Origin of the sequence: Paenibacillus sp. GM1FR (assembly GCF_002803315.1) — a bacterium.
GTDB lineage: Bacteria > Bacillota > Bacilli > Paenibacillales > Paenibacillaceae > Paenibacillus > Paenibacillus amylolyticus.
The window spans coordinates 1-21,712 of sequence record NZ_MKZL01000019.1 but is presented as its reverse complement, the minus strand read 5'-3'; the positions used below and the strand labels follow the sequence as shown (position 1 = coordinate 21,712).

Sequence of the window (21,712 nt, the reverse complement as noted above, 5' to 3'; positions counted from 1 at the left end):
GATTAAGATATATCACTTGTTCTATTTCCCTTGTTATATGCACCTGATTGAGCCCATGCAACTCGACTAGCACCTTGCATTAGATTCCTACCGGTTGCTCGCGTAGCTTGCGGTACCTTTCCAACCATATCAGCCACTTTGTCATCTCCACCTGCTTTGCCTGGTTGTTTATGATTGAAGTAATCTTCAGGATTAAGTCTTCGCATGTCAAACGTGTTGTCGGAGTATAGCTTTTGGCCACCACTGTCAGCAATATAAGCCTCACTGCTTCTTCCAAGATCCGCTGTTGATCCACTCATCCCAACTAATGCTCTCTCAGTTCGTGGCCTCACATTGACCGGACTAACAGTACTCGGGTGTTCAATAGATCGCATATATGAACCGTTCTCTTGACGATTCCATTGGCCGTCTTGTTTCGGATTACGCATCTGATAATCTACCATTCGTTGTTGACCCGTTTTGAGAGAAGCATCACCTGCACCATAGCCCCCAATTTTCTCCCATTTTCCAGTTGACTGGTCCTTGGCTTCATACCAGGAGCGGTCATTCGTTTGGTTCCATCGAGCTTGACTCCCACTGAAACGTGGATCTTCAGAGAGACTATTTAATGTCATCCCACGTGGACTCATCGTTCCATCAGCTCGCATTCCACTTCCAGAATCAAATGCTCTTTGACGGCTTACACCTGACAACATTTGTCCCATAGATTTACCAGCTGTTCCAAACTTATTGCCAAGCGTACCACCGATTGCTCCTCCGAGTGGGCCGGCTACCGACATTCCAATCGCAGCACCTACACCACCTGCAAGCATCCCAGTAGACTCGCCAAGATTACCCATCAACTGACGTCGCTCTGCGAGATCATTCCATTTCTCTTTCACATTTGACATTTTCCATCCAGAAGAAGTTCCGTCTGGATTTTGTCCTTGACCCGCGTTCCGAATTGTACTGTATGCGCCATGTAAACCTTTAGCTGAATTTCGAGTACCTTGCAAAACACCGGTTGCTAGCTTAGATCCCACTGCAGCACCAGCTGCCACACCAGCGCCCCCAAATGGCAAACCTACAGTACCCCCTAAAATCCCGCCAGTTATTGAGCCAGCCTTTTTGATTTTGTTAAACGCCGATCCACCCGCTGCAGCCTTACTTAAAGTAGATGCACCGACATCGTTCCCCATAGATACTTCAGATCCGCCTGGCGATTCCGTTCCCCCACCTGTTGAACCTGTGGTGTTTGTGGTACGCCCTTTTCCGGACATATTCATGACACCTTTAGATAACATCATGGCTCCGCCGATAGCCCCCAAGCCCATAGCATTCGCAGCTCGACCTACAGAAGAACTCGAGTCTCCGAGGTTAAGCCACTTACTTACCATGCCGGTTATAGGAACAAACATAATGATCATGCCAAGTTTAAATATCATTGGGCCCATCCCAGAACCTAAATTACCTGCCATTTGGACGAAAACGAATAGAATAATCGCATGAATAGCCGGTAGAAAGATATTTCCACACAATTCTTTAATATAGGTACCAAAAAATGAACGCGTTTTTGCAAATAACAAACTGTAGGCTGCAAAAGGCGACATCACACAAAGGAGAACAATGATTATTTTTCGTGCAATGTAAATAAAGTTAAGATATGCTGAAAGGCCCCACTCTGCTAAGAATACAAAGAGATCTCCCATCTTAAATGAGTATGCACCATCATTTGTAGCGGTTGCGATAATAGAAACTCCATCTAGAGGTTTTCCTAGCCCTTTAAGCGTAGAACCCACGCCTTGTACAATTCCCCAATTCAGTGCCATCAACGTATGGAATAACATCCAGAAAAGACCCATAAAAAACGCGGATGCTACATACATGTGGATATCTTTCCAGAAATCTTCTTTCGACTGAGGACTGTGTGCTTTCATTCCAAACTTTAAACTGGACATCATGATCGCTAGCATCAAAATGGTTGCATAGACTCCTGAAAACGTAGCAATTAGTGGATTGATGACATGATCCATTTCAGATTGATAAAAGATGCCATCAACAAGCTCGTCTTTTTCATTTTCACCGAATCCCCATGTCTTGTAGGGATTACCAAACACCAAGTTTTGGATGCTATTAATACCAGGTATCTTAAATAGATTGTTGGCTTGTCCGATAATAAAACCGTTCATTAGGTTCGCATCATCTTCTGCTTTGTCTAACATTTCTTGCGTTTTCTCTCCGACCAGAGCTCCACTGTTATCTCCGCCACTACCGAGTTCTTCAGGACTGAAAGAAACATCTGAACTTGTCCCATCGGTTGTACTTAAAGGTGTTGCTCCACTACTTTTGCTTGTCGATGCAGCCACGGTTTCTGACGTAGTATTCGTTGATCCGCAACCCGCAAGCAACATTACTAAACACAATAATGCCAGTAGCAGATTCGAACGGTTCATCACGCCACACCACCTGCCGGTATATGAGTTTTATCTTCAAGCCAACCTATCATGTCTTCACGAGTTGTCTTTTTCTTCATCGGAACTTCGACGTTTTGGTTCGTATTCAGGTATACCCATTCTTCAGGAGTCGGTTCAGATTGGAATGAAACGATCTGTTTACCGGCTTTCATGAGCACTTGACCAGTTGAAGATGTCCTGATGAGATTACCAACATCTTCTGAAAGCCTGAAAGTATTGAGTATCGGGGAAATATCTTGATCACTTTGTCTCAAGAAGCAAACCGTATCAAACTGAGCCACGACATCTCTGGCTGCTTCTGTTCGCTCAAACATTTCATATCGTTGAGACACTAAAGTAAGAGATACATTCCATTTCCGTCCTCTAGCAGAAAGGATTTTAAGCCATTCCATCATGGATGCATACTTGATCATCATCCATGCTTCGTCACAAATAACCCGCTTTTTCACTTTCGGATTAGAAACGATGAATCTACTCCACACCCAAGTCATAAGAACGTGTTGAGCTAAAGGTCTTTCTATACCATTACTTGAAAGTTTACTAATATCAAAAGTAACCACAGGTGCGTCATCCAGAGAGACATTATTTTCGGATATAATTCTGGTTTGGCCATCGAACATACCAAATGCTTTGTTTCTCGTGAATAGTTTTACTACGTTACACAGTTCACGGAGCTCCTCACCATAATCATTCTTAGCCTCATGTAGAAGTGCATCATACACATTAGTGATCGTCGGCATTTCAATTAACTTTTTGCGGTACGTAATAGAGCCAAAGTCATCAATATGTTCAATTTGTTCGTAAATAGAGTCTGGATCCTCCGTTATCCCTCGAGAGAGATATAATTCTTCCAAAATATCATTCAAGACCCCGATTTCGACAGCGGTTAGTCCCCTATTATCTGGCGTCAATGATTCTTTCATGACTTTGAAGAATTCAAGAGCTTCTTTGACCTTCTCATTCAAGTTAATTTTCTCATCAATAAACTCATCTTCTGTGCCTTTGTTCTTGATCTCTTTTTCAGGGAAAATATCGAGTGGATTAATTCGACTAACATCATCTTCTTTGGATGGATAGATCGGAACGACCACTCCACCAAGAGCATACGTTAATTCACGATACTCCGGCTCCACATCGATGATCACGTTTTTCATAATACCGTCCATGTAGCCCCGTGCAATAATCTGCTTTACCAACACGGATTTACCTGACCCGGACACTCCAAAAATGCCAAGGGAATAGTTATTTAATGATGCATCAAAGTTGTTATAGTAAACATAATCACGACCATAGCGACCAATAGGGAATCCACCTTGATGATTCAATTTAGATGATGCGTGAGGAAAAATGGCCGTTAGCGCAAGCTGATCCAAATTGCGATCAGATTTAGAAAGATAGTTTCTTCCCAGTGGCATACATGAAAGAAAAGCCTCTTTCTGTCGATCAAAAGCACTTATGATTTCAATAGATTCACCGGATACAGCATTGTCCACTTCCACACACTTCGCGTTAAGCTCATCCAAAGAATTTGCGTAGACACTTGCTTGAATGGATACATAATAAAGCCCATTTTGATTGCTCTTTATCTGACGTTGAAGGAATTTTGTATCATCGCGCTTCTGAACGGAATCATCAATTTTGGCTTGATCATTTCGATTTGCAGCAGAATAAATAACTGTATCTAGTTCGTCAATTTTATCTTGAAGCTTCTTGATCGCAACGTTGCGATCAATTGGTTCGATATGTACGGAACAATCCAAATCGTCCCCACTAAAGAGTGCTTCGAGCCACCCTATTCGAACCGTACGTGGGTAACCACTCGGTTTAACAAAAAAGGACCTTCCATATTTCAGATTCCCAAGTCCCGTTTTCAAAGTGAAATAATCACTCTCAAAATGAGCTCCATCATTCAACATATTGTCAACGATAGAGGGGAATGAAAGTGGTATATCATCTTTACTGCCTTTGCGCACATCATCAATTTGCAACTTCGATGAGTCCTCTTGCTTCTTTTTCAGACGCTTGAACATAGTCTCGCACTTCCTCCACTTCATATACTAGATCTTCAAATCCAGGCATGGTAGTAACGTCGACAGTAATATACGAAGATAGCTTTTCTCTTCCATGTGTAACCAAATCATCGATCGGATTCAATACCATTCGATCCCGGTTTAGTGCTCTTTTCATTACTTCCATAGCAGAGAGGGAATCTAACAATTCCGCGTGTATTTCGCATTGTCTTAACATTCCTACTACGGTTGCCGCACGTTGATATAATTCATTTCGAATCATTTCTTCGCGTTGTTCGGGTTTGAGCGCTCCCATCTTACTAGGCAATGGGACGTAGGTGATCACATAATACACTTTTCGAGATATTCGAAATTCTTTTTCGGATTTGTTCTTGATATGATTAATTACTTTTGTGTTGTAATCCATAGTTTGTGCATTACATTTTTCTAAGTTAGATTTCCAACGGTTCTCTTCTTTCCGTAGATCCTGCCTAACGGCTTGCCCTAAAATCTGAATTGGGAATCGAACAACTCTGAATAAACTGCTGTATCCCAGAATTGTGGATTGGCGAGCTTGAGCACTCAAAAGATCATAATTGACAGAATCTGTAGAGACGATCAGGCAATATTCGTTATTTCGCTTAACAAAGATGCCTTGTTTAATATCCTCAATCCCGATCAGATCCTTCATGTCCTGCCGATCTTTTTTGAGTTGCTTCTCCTCGTGTTTATTGAGGTTCTTTTTTTGATGCTCTACGGATCCAGCACTCACTTCCTCAAGATGCTGTTTTCTTTGCCATCCAATAATAGGTTCATTCTTGTCCATCCTCTTTTTTGCAATCATTAGGAATACCAGCATTAGTGCCAGGAATCCCATCATGCAAAAAATAAAAATCTGCATTTAAGGTCCTTCTTTCGTTTAGTTATGTGTGAACGTTTTTTGAGAGCGTAGAAACTTAATCCTAGAAACGACAAACTCACTCGCATATTGCTCATGTTTATCGAACTTAAAAAATGCAAAGAAAGCTGCAATGGCACCTAGGATAACAAATAAAATCAACTTTCCTATCCACTCTGCACCGCCATCCAAAAAGGGAAGCCCCCCGAAGATGAAAAAGACTCCGCAAAAAACGAGTGTAGGAAATATAATTAAAAATTGTCGAATCGACAAGACAGCCAAAATTGATTTTTCCTCTTGAGTGATATCAATCGGTACGACTATTTCATTGTTCATAATCAACCCCCTAGTGAATGAGAAACGGTCACCGTTACCTATATGATTTCAGACATATAGCGTCCTCATATCCGGTATTGTGACCATTGCTCAGTGCTTAACTTCTACTTCGCTGAATTTGATAAGCCCGCAATAACATCCGCGAAGGTTGCGGCACCGAAGAAGACAAATGCCCCCGCAGCACAGCCCAACAAAGCTTTCCAATAAGTTGCTGCCTTTTGAGGATTAAGCGAACCAAAGATAATCATTACTGCGTAGTACATGACAGCCAGTACAAAACATGTGCCCCCTACGCCTCCAAAAATTTGTACAATCAACTTGAGAGGTTTATTAACCTTATCGACATTAGCTTTTTTAGCTACGTCTCCATTGGGATCATACATTTTTCCGTCCTTTAACTCCGAGTCTATTACAGTGCCATTGGCACTCGCGCTATTATGAACTACAAGACCGAATACTGGAAATAGAGCGAACACAAGTGCTAAGGTTAATACAATTTTTTTTAACAAGATAATTCTCCTTTCGCTTATAAGCGGTGTTAACATATTTGTTTTAAAACATGTGTTACTGAGTTAAACTCAATTTGTAATCACAATCTAACGTACATTCCCCCTTTTTTGGGAACAAAAAAAAGCACCGCCAAACCTTTGGAATTTATCCAAGGTAGGCGGTGCTTCCGCTTGTCAGTATTAAGTTAGTTAAAGAATAATCTACTATGATTATCCTTACTAAGAGCTTTAATGTCAAGAGATGTTTTAATATCTAGCATGGTGTATCCCTCGTTCTACAATAAGTTCACCATCAGCATACTCCCCATTCTCCTCAACCGAATAATTAACTAGAATAGTCGCATGATCAATCGGTTCATTTTCTTTCAGTACAGAATCGAGAATCATCACCAATGTCTTAAGACCTTTTCGGCTCATTCCAATAGGAGTAGAACTTTCCGCTTTCCCCGTACACACATCCATAGTCTTAGGACTTAGGACCTTCTTCTCTAAAACATGATTAATGGCTAGGCGTCCGCTACGTACGGAGAACTTCAAAGAACCTTCTTTCTTTTTTGACATCACTAATGGGTAACACTCCACTAATATAGCAGCCTTGATCTCTTCTACTAGTATACTATTGTCAAGTGGCTTATTCATTACCTCGCTAATACCACCGGTTCTTGCAAATTGTTTTGACATCTTCAACGCCTCCACTAAATGTATATGTTATAGGTCAAAAGATTTAAAATATAAAAAAATAGTGCAAATATGAATCTATTGTAAAAATTATGTATGTAAATATTTCGATTTCACTTTTTCATATGGGTAAATATGTGAAACTTCATATGAATGAAATCATTTTACACTTCTGTTAGAAGATTGTCGATATGAATTTGCGAAATATTAGGAATTTTGACTTATAACAGTGTGTATCTCCGCTTTCTCAAACAACCAATAGTCATATGTACCTATCGGATATATGAGAAAGCGGAGAGCGTCTAAACTCCCACTGTTATTAGTCTTTTGTGAGCATTCGTTTCCAGATCAATAAATTTGTTTGCACAAAACAAGTTCGATTTAACAAATGAGCCTTCTACAAGGTAAGCACCCTCCATTTCAGGCATTCCCTGAATCTGGATTTGTTGTTCTGCATATTGTAGTATTGTGACGCCGTTTATTTGGAATAATCTCCCCATCATTACATCATAGTTCCCAGTTGCACCTAATGCAGGGGTCGTCGTAATCTTATCTACGAGCTTCGATTCATATTTACCTCTCAAAGCCCAATATTCACGCAGTCCAATAGGATAATTTGAGCGATTTGCAACCGATTCTGTATTAACAGACTCAGTACTTAACTGTTCATTTCTAGTATTAATAGAAAGAACTTTCTCTCTGTACTCCTTAGAAGTATACGTTAATTCCTCACTGATACCACTACATGATGTAGATTCGCCTTCCCGCTTTAAATCACTTTTCTCATCAATTGCTTTAAACAGTTCATCTAAAGAGTTGTTGAGAGCTTCAGGTAGCTCTGACACTTGAAAGACTTTAGTTTTCAATCAAATGATTCCCCTCATATTTTGATTAGGTTTTGTAATATATAGCATAAAAAAACACCTATAGTGGGTTATCCGAAGAATTAACTCCACCAAAGGTGTTTTGAAATAAGGAAAATAAATAATAAAAACCCTAAAAGTACATAGAAGTATCCAAAATGATACTCAAGCACCTAAAGAGTGTATTTAGACATAAATATTCCAATAAATAATTCAAATTAGAATGACCTGTTTGCCTCATGGCTCAGGTAATAGAATAATTAAACAATTGATATAGTTCTATAATACCAAATATAATTCGACTCGACAACACCATAAACAAAAGAATAGAAAAAAACAGAGCGGGTGATCCCCAGTTTCTGAACAAATGAAAATCTACTGACCCAAGAGTTTAAGCCAGAAAAGCTTAATTTGAAGTGAATGACGATTGCTACGCACTACCATATCTAGTGAGCGATTCTTGTATCATTCAAGTCGTATTTAACAACCAGATTGCAGCCTACTACTTCTGAGAATGAAACGAAAATGAGGCCTATACATCGTAGACTTTGCTAAAAGTGTATACCAAGCAAATAGACATGACTATTGGTCGTTCCCAGCGTCCAGAAATTCTAGTACGCACGATATACGTCGGGATAATTGCCTGGACCACACATCTATAGAAAGCTTCATCTCGTATCTCAAAACGGAAGGAATCTCCACATCTGCAACCGGAGATGACCGACGTGCAAATTAAATAAACTGACGCCGGTTGTGCACCGACGCCAGTCTGGTATTTTTATAATTGTCCTCCATATGGAGTATTTTCCATGTCATACCGTGGCCCTTACTAACACATATATTAATCCTAATCCTAATAATTCAGTCATCTCTAGCATTCGCTGTTGTGGGATTGGTATAGGACACTAGAGTTCAATAAGGATTGAATTTTCTTTCCCTATTTCCGTTTCTGTTCCAGTATCCGGTAATCCGAACATCTCATGATCAGCAAACTTTTCAGAAATAGGTTTTTTTGCTACAAAAGAGGTAAACTTTGTTCCTGGAGCTTTAGCAGCATAAGCCTCTGCCTTCCCTTGGAAGGTCATGATAATCTTCTTCACTTGACTCAAATCCACGCCCTCATTAAGTACAAGACCGCCTCGGTCCTCGCCAGGTACCTCTATCGACCATACTGACAATAAACCTGGCATAATTCTGCTAGTCCCGTCACCCACAGCACCACCAGACTCATTCCGAATGAGTTCCTTAGGTTCTATATCACCTGTTGCACCTCGATCCGGAGTTACTTCATATTCAAAGAATCCATGGCTCTTGTTGTGTACAAAGTCAAAACGTTGACCATACGAATCTAGAAATGTTGAATGACCTGAGTGAGTATATTCAATGTGAATGCTTCCTGCGGCATTCCGTGCACCAGGTATCTGAATGTGGCAGTCACTAACCATCATGTGAGCTTTACCTGCAATTCTCTCCCGAATGAGTTGGTTATCCAGTGTCAAGGGGAAGAATGCCGTTCCATGTGCTCGCAGCGTTTCAAATTGCTCTGGGAAAGATGCTTCGTTAAAGATAACCGTTACGTTTTTGAATGGTTGCACCGGATTTTCTGAAGCATTTAGTGCGTTTGTCAACTTAACGGTTATATCGGCATGAATACGACTAAGCTCGGCAACGTGGCTATCTTGAACAAACGGGAACAGCTCTTGGCTCAGGACCATATAGCGATATGCTTGGTATTCTTGATACAGGAAATCTGTTAATGCCAGCTTTAAGCCGTTGTACAGGTCGAAAATATACGTATGGAACAGTGGCAAGCCCGCATCCACGTCATCTCCCATTACCTGCTTGATTCGGTCTTGATCTGCACGTCGTTGTGCCATTTCAGCAAATAGTTTTGCTTCCTCCAGGTGTTTAGCTGTCACTGCTTGTTTTTTGCGCTGGTATTCTTCAACGACGTTGAGATATTGATTAAAGGCCTTACGATATTCTTCCACTTTATCTTCCGGCATCTGATCATAAACCGGTTTTAACATCTCTTCGAATTTCTCACGTGACATGGCAAGCATGGATGAAGAATATCCAAAGGAATCACGTGCTTCTTGCATTTGCCCCATCAGATTGTAAATCTCTATTCCATCCTTTATAATTGCTAACCCCGAAGAAGCAGCGGTAGTCACATTTTTAATGGATTTAGAAAGTTCCTCTTCTTTTTTCTTTTTTTCTTTTTCTACCGTTTTGGCGTTTTTGAACGTATCGTCTATCACAATGGTCTTTCCTGTATCCCAGTAGTTGCTCATTGCTGATGCTATGGCACCGCCTGTTTTGAGCGCCGTTAGGGCAGGGGTTACATTGGTAACCAGCGCTACGCCATTCACTATCAAATCAAATGTAGCCTTCAGGGTGGACAAAGCAAGTTTCTTCCGTAGCGCTTCTACAAATTCTTCAGCCACTTTCTGGAGCGACTTCTCTTTTGAAAGTATATCTTCATATAACTTGTCTGCTTCTATTTCCAAGCGTGCCCGCTCTTTAATTGAATCTTGCCTTTGACCCTCTATATCATTAATTCGATTTACTGCAACGGAAATGGCATCGGTTAATACTTTTAAGCGCCCTCTTTGATCGTTCTCAGCCAAGATGTAATCACGATATAACGTTTCAGCTTGTTGAGCTGCGTTTATCAGATTGACACCCAAGTCTTGATATTTATTTAGAGGCATCAGAGGCACCCAGTTCCATGGATGGCTAAAATAGTCTAGACCCTGTCCCAACTGTGTAATAAGGATCATCGCTTTATTTCGTAGTGCTAGCCACTGAATGGAAGCGTCCAGCATATCGCTTTGGAATTCGGAATAGGTACTTTGAGCTCGTACCTCATTAAACCAGGACTCATTCGGTATTGTCTGTTGCAGCCAGTTTAGTAAATCGGCAGCCTCTTCGAGTTTCTCCTCACTCCCAGACAGATAAGCCAATCCAGCCTTATGTAAGGTTAATGTTTGACGTTCAAGTGAGGCACTTAAGCCAGTTTCTAAATCTACAGGAGATAGCCTCTTATATATTTCCGTATCGGCGATTTTCGCTCCATAAAATTGACTATATCCAATCTGTGCAATAATGGATTGAGCAGGTTTACCATCAATTGCATGTTCTGCGCTGATCCCTACTGTGCCATTTACGCCGTCCTTTCCATTAGCGGATCTCTTCGTACTGCTGCGCTTTGTAACGCTTGATTTCTTCCCTACCGAGACTGTCTCCAGTTGAAGGCCACCTATGCCTCCCGGACATCCAGCTCCTGCTTTTCCGGGCAAGGTTGGCGCTCCAGCGATACCCACTTTCGTTTCCATCGTTACTCTCTGCTCTTCGCTTGAAACCACATATCCAATAAAAATATGTCCAGCGTCTCCACCATTCCCGGACCTTCCTGCGTTACCACCGTCTCCTCCATTACCTCCATCGCCACCCGATGTGGAATGATCATTAAACCAGAATATATGGGTCTCGCCATCTCTTCCATCATCTCCTGGCCGGCCATCCATCCCGTCTCCTCCGTCTTGCCCGCGACCTCCATTACTGCCATTTGCTGAGAGATTCAATTCTCCTTTTAGATTGAAGCGCTCTGCTGTCAGTACAAGATGCCCGCCGGCCATCCCATTGGCTCCACTGGAACCGTCATGACCCTTTCCGCCATCGTCTCCACTTTTGATCGCTTTAATGCCGGAATCGGCCTTTGGTTCTTGTACGAAGTCCTGATCCGGAGGAACGGGTAATCCAGACGTACTAATAGATATGTTTCCATGGGAAGAAATAACTCTCGCATTTATTATTAGATTACGCCCAGGCAAACGTATCGATCCATCCAGATGGACGGTATCTGCCTGAACCCAGTAGTGAGCTGTAGCATCCGAAAAGTAATCTTGCTTTAAGATTAAATCGGAAGCTGTTAGATAAATAAAATCTTCTTTTTTTCCCCGCTGAACATTGGAACACAATGACTGAGTTTTGACTTCTGCAACTCCCATTTCTGGTTCCTCCTCTTAGGTCTTGATAATTATTAATTCATCTTTATGTAATCCAAAAGTTCTATTTAATAACTTCTGAAAAGTGATAATTATCACTTTATACCTAATTATAAGTTAATTTTATCCATAAATATATATTTTTTTTTGATGATTTTCGACTTTTATTTTCATAATATGCTTTTTATATAATGTTGTTTTCTTACATCACTGAATGGTTTAATCATGACTTATTCCTTAACATGTATTATGCATATCTCTTTAATAGTTATGGTGCGATGATCACTTTACACAGCATGTTGAAATTAAAACAACACAACTACATGAAAAATTTATGTACAACGTTATTATCTCACTGCCAATTAAATGTCCATGTTGTCTTTATCTTTTTTCTATCCCACAATAAAGAGCCGTCCACAAGTAGTTAGTTCAATGTCGAAATAGAAAGAATATATTGCTGAAATAAACCTCCTCCAAAAAATAAAAAACCACGTCTTGTTGAAGTGACCCCGTAAAGTTAGACAGATTATCTCTTTAAGCAACTTGTTGGGCATGAATCCGGTACCGGACTCATGCCTTTTAGTTTTGCCTTAATGCGTTTGTTGTTGTAATAATCGATGTATTTGGATAGTTCTTGTTTAAAATATGAGATATTTTCAAATTGCTTTAAATACAAAAACTCGGATTTCATGATGCCAAAGAAGTTCTCCATAACGGCGTTATCGTAGCAGTTCCCTTTACGGGACATACTTTGCGTGATGCCACGTTTTTCAAGGGCATGACGATATGGTCTCATCTGGTAGTGCCAGCCTTGATCCGAATGAATAAGGAGTTTTCTTCTTTTGTTAAACTGCAAAATGCTTGATCTAACATCGTGGAAACAAGCGAGTAGACCGGTCTTGAACCAATCGTATATGTAATAATTTCTCCGTTATACAGATCAAGTATGGGAGATAAATATAGTTTTTCTCCGATGTCAAAGCTTTCCGTATTTCCACTTGCACGGTTCAAGACACGACTCAAATTCACACACATATATGCTATTGAGAATTCCATGACATGAATGATTCCATCGAAGCGATGGATGCCGATGTTATTTCGATCGAGACGTCCCGCAGTCACGGTGAACTCATTCACAGCTTTGAGTTGAACACGTATAAACTGGGCATTGGACTTGGCGTATATGATATCCATAGCCCACGTGTTCCAAGTGTGGATGAAATGACAAGCATGATCGAACGTGCCTTGCGTGTATTGGATCCTAAACTGTTCTGGATTAATCCGGATTGCGGTCTCAAAACTCGTGGACTCGAAGAAACCATTGCTTCCTTGCGCAACATGGTTGATGCAACCAAGATTCCCCGTGAGAAGCATGTTGCAGCAACGGTTTAAGTTGAATAGATAAAGAATTCAAGAATTCGTTTATAAAAGGCGGACATTCCTATGTTATGGAATGTCCGCCTTTTAAATGAACCAATAAAAACTGAAACTGCCTTTTTGCTCATTTTTGCATATCCGTTCCTTTGAACGAGATCATCGACAATGAATCCATCCAATCCTCGCTCAACCGCAAGTTCAACCGCTCTCAGTTCACACCAATGGCGAGCTCGATGAGCCGGTCAAGAATATTGGCATAAGTCATGCCGCTAGCTTGGAGCATGTTAGGATAGCGGGAATTCGATGTGAAACCAGGTATCGTGTTGACTTCATTGAACACAATTCTTCCGTCAGTGTCCAGGAACATATCTACTCGCGCAAACCCTCTGCATCCAAGCGTTTTATAAATAGTCAGAGCGCTCTCTTTAACCTTCATTGCAGTATCCTCATCAATACGGGCTGGCAAGTGAATCTTCGAACTCAACAAGGAGTACTTTTCCGAATAATCAAAAAATTGTCCCTGCAATTCAATTTCATCAATAACGCCGATTATGGGATCAGAATTGCCCAATACAGCACACCCCACTTCAAAACCGTTGATATTTTGCTCAATGACAACTTTACTATCGTGTAAGAAGGCTTGTTCAGTCCCAGTAATCAATTCCTGCCTATTGTTCACCTTCGATATCCCTAAAGATGATCCTGATCTAGCCGGCTTAACAAAGAGAGGGTAACCCAGTGCTTCTGCTGCTGATAACACTTTTTCCATCCGTTCAATTCGATGTATTGTAAGGGAACGCGGTATATCAATCCCTGCTGCCTGCACCAGTTTATGAGCCAGTTCCTTGTCTATACATAACGCAGAGGATAACATGCCACATCCAACAAACGGTATACCCGACAGTTCCAATAATCCTTGCAAGGTTCCATCCTCACCGTATTTGCCGTGAAGCACTGGAAACACAACATCAATCGGTGTTACATGATATTCCGTATGCACTAGCTCAATGAGTCCTCTGACTTCTCTGCTCGGTGAGAAAAAGGATGGGATACAACTCGGATGCAAATGCCATCGATCATTGCGAATATCCTCAACCGTTCCACTATATCTGAGCCAAGAACCTTGCTGCGTAATTCCAATTAACACAAGATTGTATTTTTCGGTATCCAAATTTTCAATCACTGAAGCAGCCGAACTCAAAGATACGTTATACTCACCTGAACATCCGCCAAACAATACCGCAATCGACTTCTTCTGCATCTTAAAATCCTCCTAAAATGTAATATAATCTATATAATTCCTATTGTTATAACTTAATTGTTGGAGAAAGTCGTAACAATGAATCCTTCACGATTCGTTCCTGATATCCGATAAGAATCACATTTCAAGATCGGGATATGACTAGACGCCTCTTTATCCGCTGGAACATAATATATCTGGATTGTCATGTCCTTTGCTTTAACTGTGAGCTGCTCTCCAGAGTACCGATATTGCTGTACAAAATCGATGTACTCCTCTAAACATAGATTGTTTTCTTCCATGATTTTGGAATGGGGGTATCCTACATATCTAAAATGCCATGGCTCATACGCAATACGAGTGATTGATTCTTTTTCTTGCTTATATCGAAGAATAAAACCGAATTGTATGGCATGTTGTCTGAAGGACCTGTATATGCCCGTGTCAGGAAAGGAAGGTGCAATAAAATCGATATTCGATTTCAATTTACCGACATCGATAGCCAACCCTGTTTGGTGCTCACTCTGGTCAGGCAAGGCTACGTATTTGGAAGTATATTCTGGTCCCTGTTCTATCAAACAATCCTGATAGATTTGGGATTGTTCTTCTTTGGTTCGATATGCACTGACAGCGACAATTTCATCCATCCCCCCACAAGCCTTAAGTAGAGCATGAAATTGTTTGAAGCACTGCTTCTCCAGAAGCATCTCCTTATTTAACTTCTTTATTGAAAGTAAGGAATCCAAGGACTCTAGTTGATTAGCTTGTACTTGCCTTCTGATTGGGTTTTGAAAATTTATTAACACTAAGTGCCCGTGACATAGTTCTTCGTTACTTACGCTGATTTCAATATGTTGTTGTACGACTTCCCGTGATTTCACGTTGAATTTCCCCGCCTTCTTTATAGATTCGCAATACTCTGTCCGTGATGGAACTCGTTATTTCTTGAGATACACCACCGATATGATTGGCCAGTTCCTGAACCGTAATTTTCTGTTCACCTGAATAACCAATGAAGGTCACTTTGGATCCTTCCGGAAAATACTTGGGAAGCTTAATCATCAATTGATCCATGGAGATTTTTCCTATAATTTCTGCTTGATGCCCCTCCACCAACACCTTCGTATTTTGCATTCTCTGCGACCATCCATCTGCATAACCGATAGGCACTGTTCCGATCCATTGATCGGAGTCTGTTTGATAAGCATTGTTGTAACCCACATATTCGCCCTTTTTTAATCTTTTCGTTTGCAATAATCTACTGTGCATACTGAATGCAGGCTTTACCTGGATGTTCGATACTAGTTTTTCCGGATAAAAACCATAAATTGCAGCTCCTATTCGAGCCATATCCATACACAATTCCGGAAATCGAAGTGCTGCCACACTTCCCGCACAGTGATAATGATTGACTGGAATCTGGGATATACTGCTCCATTCTTTCATTTCCAGGAAGCGTTGAATCTGAAGCTGCAGATAGCTGTTGTCTGTCTCACCCGCTGTCGCGAAATGAGTATAGAACCCGTCTACTATTACATCTGGAGCCCGGAGCCATGGAACCATTTCAAGCCATTCTTCTTCCGTACGTATACCGATTCGCCCAAGTCCAGTATCCATTTTCACATGCACAGATAGCTTATGCCGGGTATGAACAGGTTTGTATTTTCTCATCTGCTGAAACCATGAAGCTTGTGTAACGGTAATCATCAAATCATGTTCCAGAGCCAGAGGTACAAGTTCGGGACGTATCGGAGTCAAAATAAGAATCGGTTGTGCTAAGCCGGCATTTCTTAAGCGGATGGCTTCTTCAATGAAGGCACACGCTAAATAATCCGCGCCTGCCTCTACTGCTTCTTTGGCCGTCTCAATATCTCCATGGCCATATGCATTTGCTTTAACAACTGCCATTAATTTGGCCGAACGGGGTAGAAATTTGCGGATCTGTATGACATTCTCGCGAATTTTCGTTAAATCTATTTCAGCCCATGTATCTCGGTACATTCGAATAATCCCCTCAACCGAATAGATGGTATGTTTTTACTTACTATTTTTAGTAGATCCGCATATGCACTTTTCATAGTTTGGCCTCCTAAAGGTGTGAATGTGGTGCGTTGAATTGATTTAAGTGTATATTAAGGCCACTTCAGCTCCTATCGATCAAACTTACACAAAACTGACAACGATGTAAGATTACAGATTTGCACTTCTCCACATCTCATAGTTACAACAAAAAAAACCTGCACTAGGGCAGGTTTCTTTCATTATTGTAGATTTTCATTGCTCATCCAGCTATCAACATACAGTGGTTCACTGTAGTCCTCCCGGACCGTAAATTGTTTCAAATGTTTCTCTGCATCTGCACGATTCTCGAAGCCTCCCATAACGACGGTGAATTTTCCATTTTGACGATTTGCGGAATTTCTCAACGGAGACGATCTATTGCATCATCTTGAAACAACCAAAAATCGATCCCAAAGGTACCAAAAGCAAGAGGCATCTATAAGCAAATTATTATGACCAAATCCAGAATGGATGAGACAGATCCCCATTATCTCCACTTTATAAATGAAGGACAGGTGCTCGTACATTGGAACGGGGAAAAATCTTTCTGTTCCATTTCATAAGCGTACTATGTGGAGAAGCGTAACTTCTCTGAAGATATAATGAAATAAATCCCAATACTCGACCTTGAGCGCAGATCTGGGAACCACCAGGTGCGATGATGGCGCGCCTGAAGGGACTCTGTCCTATCAATGGGAAGTCGTCAGCGCTCTGGAAGGCGGCTGACTATACCTCCACCGGAGAAGTGACGCTGATCGTTCGAAATAGCACCGTTCCTTTTGAAAGTGTAGGAGCAAGTATCACCAAAATGAATCCTCTTGAAAATTTATATCAACCTCCCTTAACTTGATTGTTTGATAAAATTGTAACGAGATTAATTTTATTTTTGAAGTCCTCCGAGCCATTTAACTCCACTATTAATCTCTCTAAAAAACGGATGACATCGTCTAGTGATAGTGAACTAGATTCAATTCTACGTAAAAACATTATTGTAAGCTCTCTCACTTCTTTTAAGGCAATATCATTTCTGTTTTTTGATGCATATTTACTTAGATAATATAAATCAATGTTCACCTTAGTAATCTTTATGAAGGGAGTGTTACTGTTTGCAGCTCTTAAATCTCTCATCAAATTTAAAGCTGCACCTAATGAAACATAAATCTCTGTGAGTTTTTTTAATCTTTTCTTCTCCCATTTCTCCCTGTATATTTGGCCTACAGTGTCAAAGATAATGAAAGTCAAAAATGCTTCTTTGATTTTAGGTAAAAACTCTATGTACATGTTGTATTGATTTATTGTGTATTCCTGTCCAATCATCATACTCGCCCAACGCATAGGGTTATAGAAAATATTTGAAAAGATTCCTGACGTAAAACCATCCAGATTTGAATATACATACAATATTCCTGCTAACCAATATAACTCTAATCTAAAGCGGAACAGGATGTATACAATGATAAATATTATTACTGCTGAAAAGTACAAACTACCATTTAAAATTTCATTGCTTAAATTAGAGATCGACTTCATATATGTAATTAATTCTTCAAGAGTTAAGTTATTATCGACCAAGTAATCCATATACGCCTTATTTTCTTTAAGCTGTGAGAGAAATGAACTCTCCTCTGTTAAAAGCTCATGAAACATTGCTTGGGTGTTATCTGGTAGATCTTTTTCCATAACAATAAAAGTTTTTGTAATGGTATTCCCTATTTTTGTTTTAGCATCAATTTCAGGTGAGAAAAAGACGTCCTCACTATACTTGCTCTCAGTAGCATATCTATAATATGCACCCGGATCGACTATGTTAGTTATTCCGAAAAGTAACATGGATATAACTAAAAACAATGGAAAGTACAATAAAAACATACCTAATATAATTACAGTCTTTTTTAAATACGCATTCCCCAAACGTGACTTATTCATTGAATCCCCTCTCTTTAACTAATCAAAATACAGATCGTATTTGCTCATTGGAATCTTAATAAGCAAAAGATCAGACCCTCTTGGTCTGATCCTTCGCTTTCATGCTTCTATTGAATCAAATTCGACTTCTTAAGTAATTTTTGAAGTAACGTAGCCACTTCAGCACGTGTGATTTGGCCCTTCGGTTGAATCGTAGTCGTTGTTCTACCATTCATAATACCCGTTGCTAAACCAGCTGCTATATGACCTCTGGCATAGCTTGAAATCGATGAATCGTCTTTATATTGTCCGATCAACGTGTTTACTTGATCAGGCAATAAATCCGGATTGATACCTGTGATCTTCATCGCTTTCGCAATAATTGTCATAGCTTGTTCACGAGTGATGGTATCCATAGGAGCAAATTCAGCATCATTATAACCCTCAATTAATTGATATTCGTGAGCTGTATAGATATAATCAGCAAACCAATCGGACTTATTTACATCGATAAATGAAGTTTCGCCAGTTAACGGTACTATACCCAGCCCTCTTACAACCATAGCAGAGAACTCTGCACGTGTAATGCTCCTATTCGGTTCGAAAATATCCTCCCTAACTCCCGTAACAATCATTCGTGATCCCATGTCATTGATTGCGTCTTTTGCCCAATGGTTCGTCACATCAGTAAATTCGACTGGGTGCCAAACCAGAGTGTACAAGCTATTGGACAAGCTATTAATCACTGCGTGGTAGCGATTATCTTTCTTCTCGACATAAGTTGGTACATGATGAGTGGAACCATCCGACCCTACAACAATTCCTGTCGTAATCTGATTTGGATCGACGGTCTCCGGAAGTGGAATATACCGTTCAACGTACGTATTGAAGCGATTTATTTCCTTTCTTGAACCATTAAATTCAGCCATTAACGTAAAATGGACAGGATCCACTAAAAGTAAAGCACCTTTTGAAATTGCCGAGTCCTTAGCAATGCTTGATTCCGAAGGAAGAGCTTTTGAGATTGTTAACTCAATCGTCATGTCTGATAGTGTATCATCCGCACCAAGTTGACCCACTACCGTCTCAATTGAGATTTGGCTCGCAGGTAGTCTATACGTGGCAAGCGGGGTGACCAGTTCTAAGACGGCAGATTGCTCTATCATCTTTTTAACAACATCCCCTGTTAATATTCCCACAATGGAATCCGATGACTCATTCACAGGAATAGTCACTACAGCATTCTGACCTTCTTTCGCCAACCATTCTAGAAGTTTGCTAGGATCCGGCGTAAGAGTTGTTATGGTTCTATTATCAACGATTTTTGTATCCAACCTGCCGATCTTCTCTGACTTACCGTTTATTACAACAGGGACACCACTTGGCTCTAGCTGAGGTGGGTTTGTTGATGGTGTTCCGCCACCTTGTGAGCCTCCTCCACTGCCGCTATTGCCTGAATTTCCACCGCCACCTGAACTATTGGAAGAATTGACAGTAAGTACAAGGTTAGTTGTTGCTATTTCCCCGTCTCCATAAACAGCTGTAATCACAGAAGTATAGGTTCCGGCTGGTAAGCCTACTACCGGTCTAACGCTCCACGTGTCGATACTTTCACCCGCAGCTACATTATTGCCACTTCCTTCAACCACAAATGTATTGGGTTCACTGGAAGTCAGACTACGAATGGTGGTATCAGCCGCCCCGGCATTCGTGATGATTAATTTCTTTGCAGAAGGTTGTTCATAACCAACCGTTACAGGTGAAAATAATGGAGCCACAATACTTAAAAAAGGTATCGTCTCTGAGATATCTTCGAACTCTGCGCTAATGGTAACATTCCCGCTTGGCATGATGAAAGTTTCACCCACGATCGGATAACCCACAGAATTAAAGATATACTTCAGCGATCCTATTTTTACTCTCTTCCCGAAATCCGGTAGAATGTTCAAGCTAATTAAGTTACCGGCTGGGGAGATCGTAGGGGCAACACTAATTGTGCCGCCTACCAAATTGTTTATCGTCACAGTGAATTGTTCGATTTCAGTAACTACGTTTATTGTAGCGTTGCCCGATTTACTGCCGTTGGCCGTTGATATCGCGGTAATCGTATATGGACCAGGTGTGGTGTTTGGAGCGACACTTACCAATCCATTTTCATCCACTGTGACATTTCCGCTCGTATCACTGCTGCTCCATGTAACGGTTTGGGCTGCTCCCCCACTTACATTCACAGTAGCTGTCAGCTGCTGTGTGTCACCTTGCAGCACACTTGAATAGGTAGGACTCACTGTTACACTGTTGACTTCTGGTGCAGAAATCACTGTAATCGTTGCACTACCTGTCTTGGTGCTATCAAAAGAAGAAGTTGCTGTAATTGTATACGGACCAGGTGGGGTATTTGCTGCCACACTTACCAATCCATTCGCATCTACCGTGACATTGCCATTCGTGTCACTACTGCTCCACGTAACAGTTTGGGTCGCTCCACCGCTGACATTCACAGTGGCCGTTAGTTGCTCTGTATCTCCTTGCACCACATTAGGGTTAGACGGACTGACCGTCACACTGTTTATTGCCGGTGCCGAGGTAACTGTGATCGTTGCACTACCTGATTTAGTACCGTCAAACGTTGACGTTGCTGTAACTGTATAAGGACCAGGTGGGGTATTTGCTGCTACACTCACCAGTCCGTTCACATCTACCGTAACATTGCCGTTCGTGTCACTACTGGTCCACGTAACGGTTTGAGCCGCTCCACCTCTTACATCCACAGTGGCGGTCAGTTGCTCTGTATCACCTTGCACCACATTAGGGCTAGACGGACTGACCATCACGCTGTTTACTGCTGGTGCTGAAGTTACCGTGATCGTTGCACTACCTGATTTAGTACCGTCAAACGTTGACGTTGCTGTAATTGTATAAGGACCAGGTGGGGTATTTGCTGCTACACTCACCAGTCCGTTCGCATTTACCGTAACATTGCTGTTCAAATCACTACTGGCCCACGTAACGGTTTGAGCCGCTCCACCGCTTACATCCACAGTGGCGGTTAATTGTTCTGTATCTCCTTGCACCACACTAGGGTTAGACGGACTGACCGTCACACTGTTTACTGCCGGTGCCGAGGTAACCGTGATCGTTGCATTACCTGATTTAGTACCGTCAAACGTTGACGTTGCTGTAATTGTATAAGGACCAGGTGGGGTATTTGCTGCTACACTCACCAGTCCGTTCGCATCTACCGTAACATTGCCGTTCGTGTCACTACTGCTCCACGTAACAGTTTGCGCCGCTCCACCGCTGACGTTCACAGTGGCCGTTAGTTGCTCTGTATCTCCTTGCACCACATTAGAGCTAGTCGGACTGACCATCA

Annotated in this window: 14 protein-coding genes and 2 pseudogenes; 1 reads left to right on the top strand and 15 read right to left on the bottom strand. The window is 41.2% G+C overall.

The annotated features are described in order from the left end of the window. Positions 1-2: 2 nt before the first annotated feature. From PAEAM_RS14790 to PAEAM_RS14750, 9 genes and pseudogenes are all read right to left on the bottom strand, one after another. On the bottom strand, positions 3-2,432 hold the full coding sequence (locus PAEAM_RS14790; RefSeq protein WP_100528082.1) for a hypothetical protein: 2,430 nt from the start codon (positions 2,430-2,432) through the stop codon (positions 3-5). Further along, the gene (locus PAEAM_RS14785) at positions 2,432-4,483 is read right to left on the bottom strand and encodes a VirB4 family type IV secretion system protein (RefSeq protein WP_223200057.1); all 2,052 of its coding nucleotides are present in this window, start codon (positions 4,481-4,483) and stop codon (positions 2,432-2,434) included. Before PAEAM_RS14785 ends, PAEAM_RS14790 begins: the two co-directional genes overlap by 1 nt. Further along, positions 4,431-5,363, bottom strand: a complete 933-nt coding sequence (locus tag PAEAM_RS14780; RefSeq protein ID WP_091037047.1) for a hypothetical protein — start codon at positions 5,361-5,363, stop codon at positions 4,431-4,433. The genes PAEAM_RS14785 and PAEAM_RS14780 overlap by 53 nt, the downstream gene beginning before the upstream one ends. An 18-nt stretch (positions 5,364-5,381) precedes the next feature. Continuing rightward, the gene (locus tag PAEAM_RS14775) at positions 5,382-5,696 is read right to left on the bottom strand and encodes a PrgI family mobile element protein (RefSeq protein ID WP_091037044.1); all 315 of its coding nucleotides are present in this window, start codon (positions 5,694-5,696) and stop codon (positions 5,382-5,384) included. A gap of 104 nt (positions 5,697-5,800) precedes the next feature. Then, positions 5,801-6,205, bottom strand: a complete 405-nt coding sequence (locus PAEAM_RS14770; RefSeq protein WP_223200059.1) for a TrbC/VirB2 family protein — start codon at positions 6,203-6,205, stop codon at positions 5,801-5,803. A 246-nt stretch (positions 6,206-6,451) separates the two neighbouring features. Next, positions 6,452-6,886, bottom strand: a complete 435-nt coding sequence (locus PAEAM_RS14765) for a hypothetical protein (RefSeq protein ID WP_100528080.1) — start codon at positions 6,884-6,886, stop codon at positions 6,452-6,454. Between the two features lie 299 nt (positions 6,887-7,185). Next, positions 7,186-7,749, bottom strand: coding sequence for a hypothetical protein (locus PAEAM_RS14760; RefSeq protein ID WP_100528079.1), 564 nt, complete (start codon positions 7,747-7,749; stop codon positions 7,186-7,188). Between the two features lie 902 nt (positions 7,750-8,651). After that, on the bottom strand, positions 8,652-11,759 hold the full coding sequence (locus tag PAEAM_RS14755) for a hypothetical protein (RefSeq protein ID WP_100528078.1): 3,108 nt from the start codon (positions 11,757-11,759) through the stop codon (positions 8,652-8,654). Between the two features lie 523 nt (positions 11,760-12,282). Beyond that, positions 12,283-12,746: pseudogene (locus PAEAM_RS14750) on the bottom strand (IS3 family transposase); the annotation flags it as partial. On the opposite strand from PAEAM_RS14750, the pseudogene PAEAM_RS14745 reads away from it, so the two are divergent. Next, positions 12,732-13,148 (top strand): annotated as a pseudogene (locus PAEAM_RS14745) (5-methyltetrahydropteroyltriglutamate--homocysteine S-methyltransferase); the annotation flags it as partial. The pseudogenes PAEAM_RS14750 and PAEAM_RS14745 sit on opposite strands and share 15 nt — an antisense overlap. 193 nt (positions 13,149-13,341) lie before the next feature. On the opposite strand, the gene vanG reads toward PAEAM_RS14745, so the two are convergent. The 6 genes from vanG to PAEAM_RS14720 form a co-directional block, all read right to left on the bottom strand. Continuing rightward, a complete protein-coding gene (gene vanG, locus PAEAM_RS14740) occupies positions 13,342-14,394 on the bottom strand; it encodes a D-alanine--D-serine ligase VanG (protein WP_100528077.1) in 1,053 nt (350 codons plus the stop codon). Between the two features lie 53 nt (positions 14,395-14,447). Beyond that, positions 14,448-15,080, bottom strand: coding sequence for a D-alanyl-D-alanine carboxypeptidase family protein (locus PAEAM_RS14735; RefSeq protein ID WP_279303091.1), 633 nt, complete (start codon positions 15,078-15,080; stop codon positions 14,448-14,450). A 139-nt stretch (positions 15,081-15,219) separates the two neighbouring features. Beyond that, positions 15,220-16,374 carry an alanine racemase gene (gene alr / locus PAEAM_RS14730; RefSeq protein WP_100528075.1) on the bottom strand — a complete coding sequence of 385 codons (1,155 nt, stop codon included), beginning with the start codon at positions 16,372-16,374 and terminating at the stop codon, positions 15,220-15,222. Positions 16,375-16,634: 260 nt separating this feature from the next. Beyond that, entirely contained in the window at positions 16,635-16,799 is a 165-nt protein-coding gene (locus PAEAM_RS31815) for a hypothetical protein (RefSeq protein ID WP_165789932.1), read from the bottom strand. A 466-nt stretch (positions 16,800-17,265) separates the two neighbouring features. After that, complete coding sequence (locus PAEAM_RS14725) at positions 17,266-18,360, bottom strand: hypothetical protein (protein WP_100528074.1); 1,095 nt, start codon at positions 18,358-18,360, stop codon at positions 17,266-17,268. A 107-nt stretch (positions 18,361-18,467) separates the two neighbouring features. Further along, a partial coding sequence (locus PAEAM_RS14720) for an Ig-like domain-containing protein (RefSeq protein WP_100528073.1) occupies positions 18,468-21,712 on the bottom strand: 3,245 nt, incomplete at its 5' end.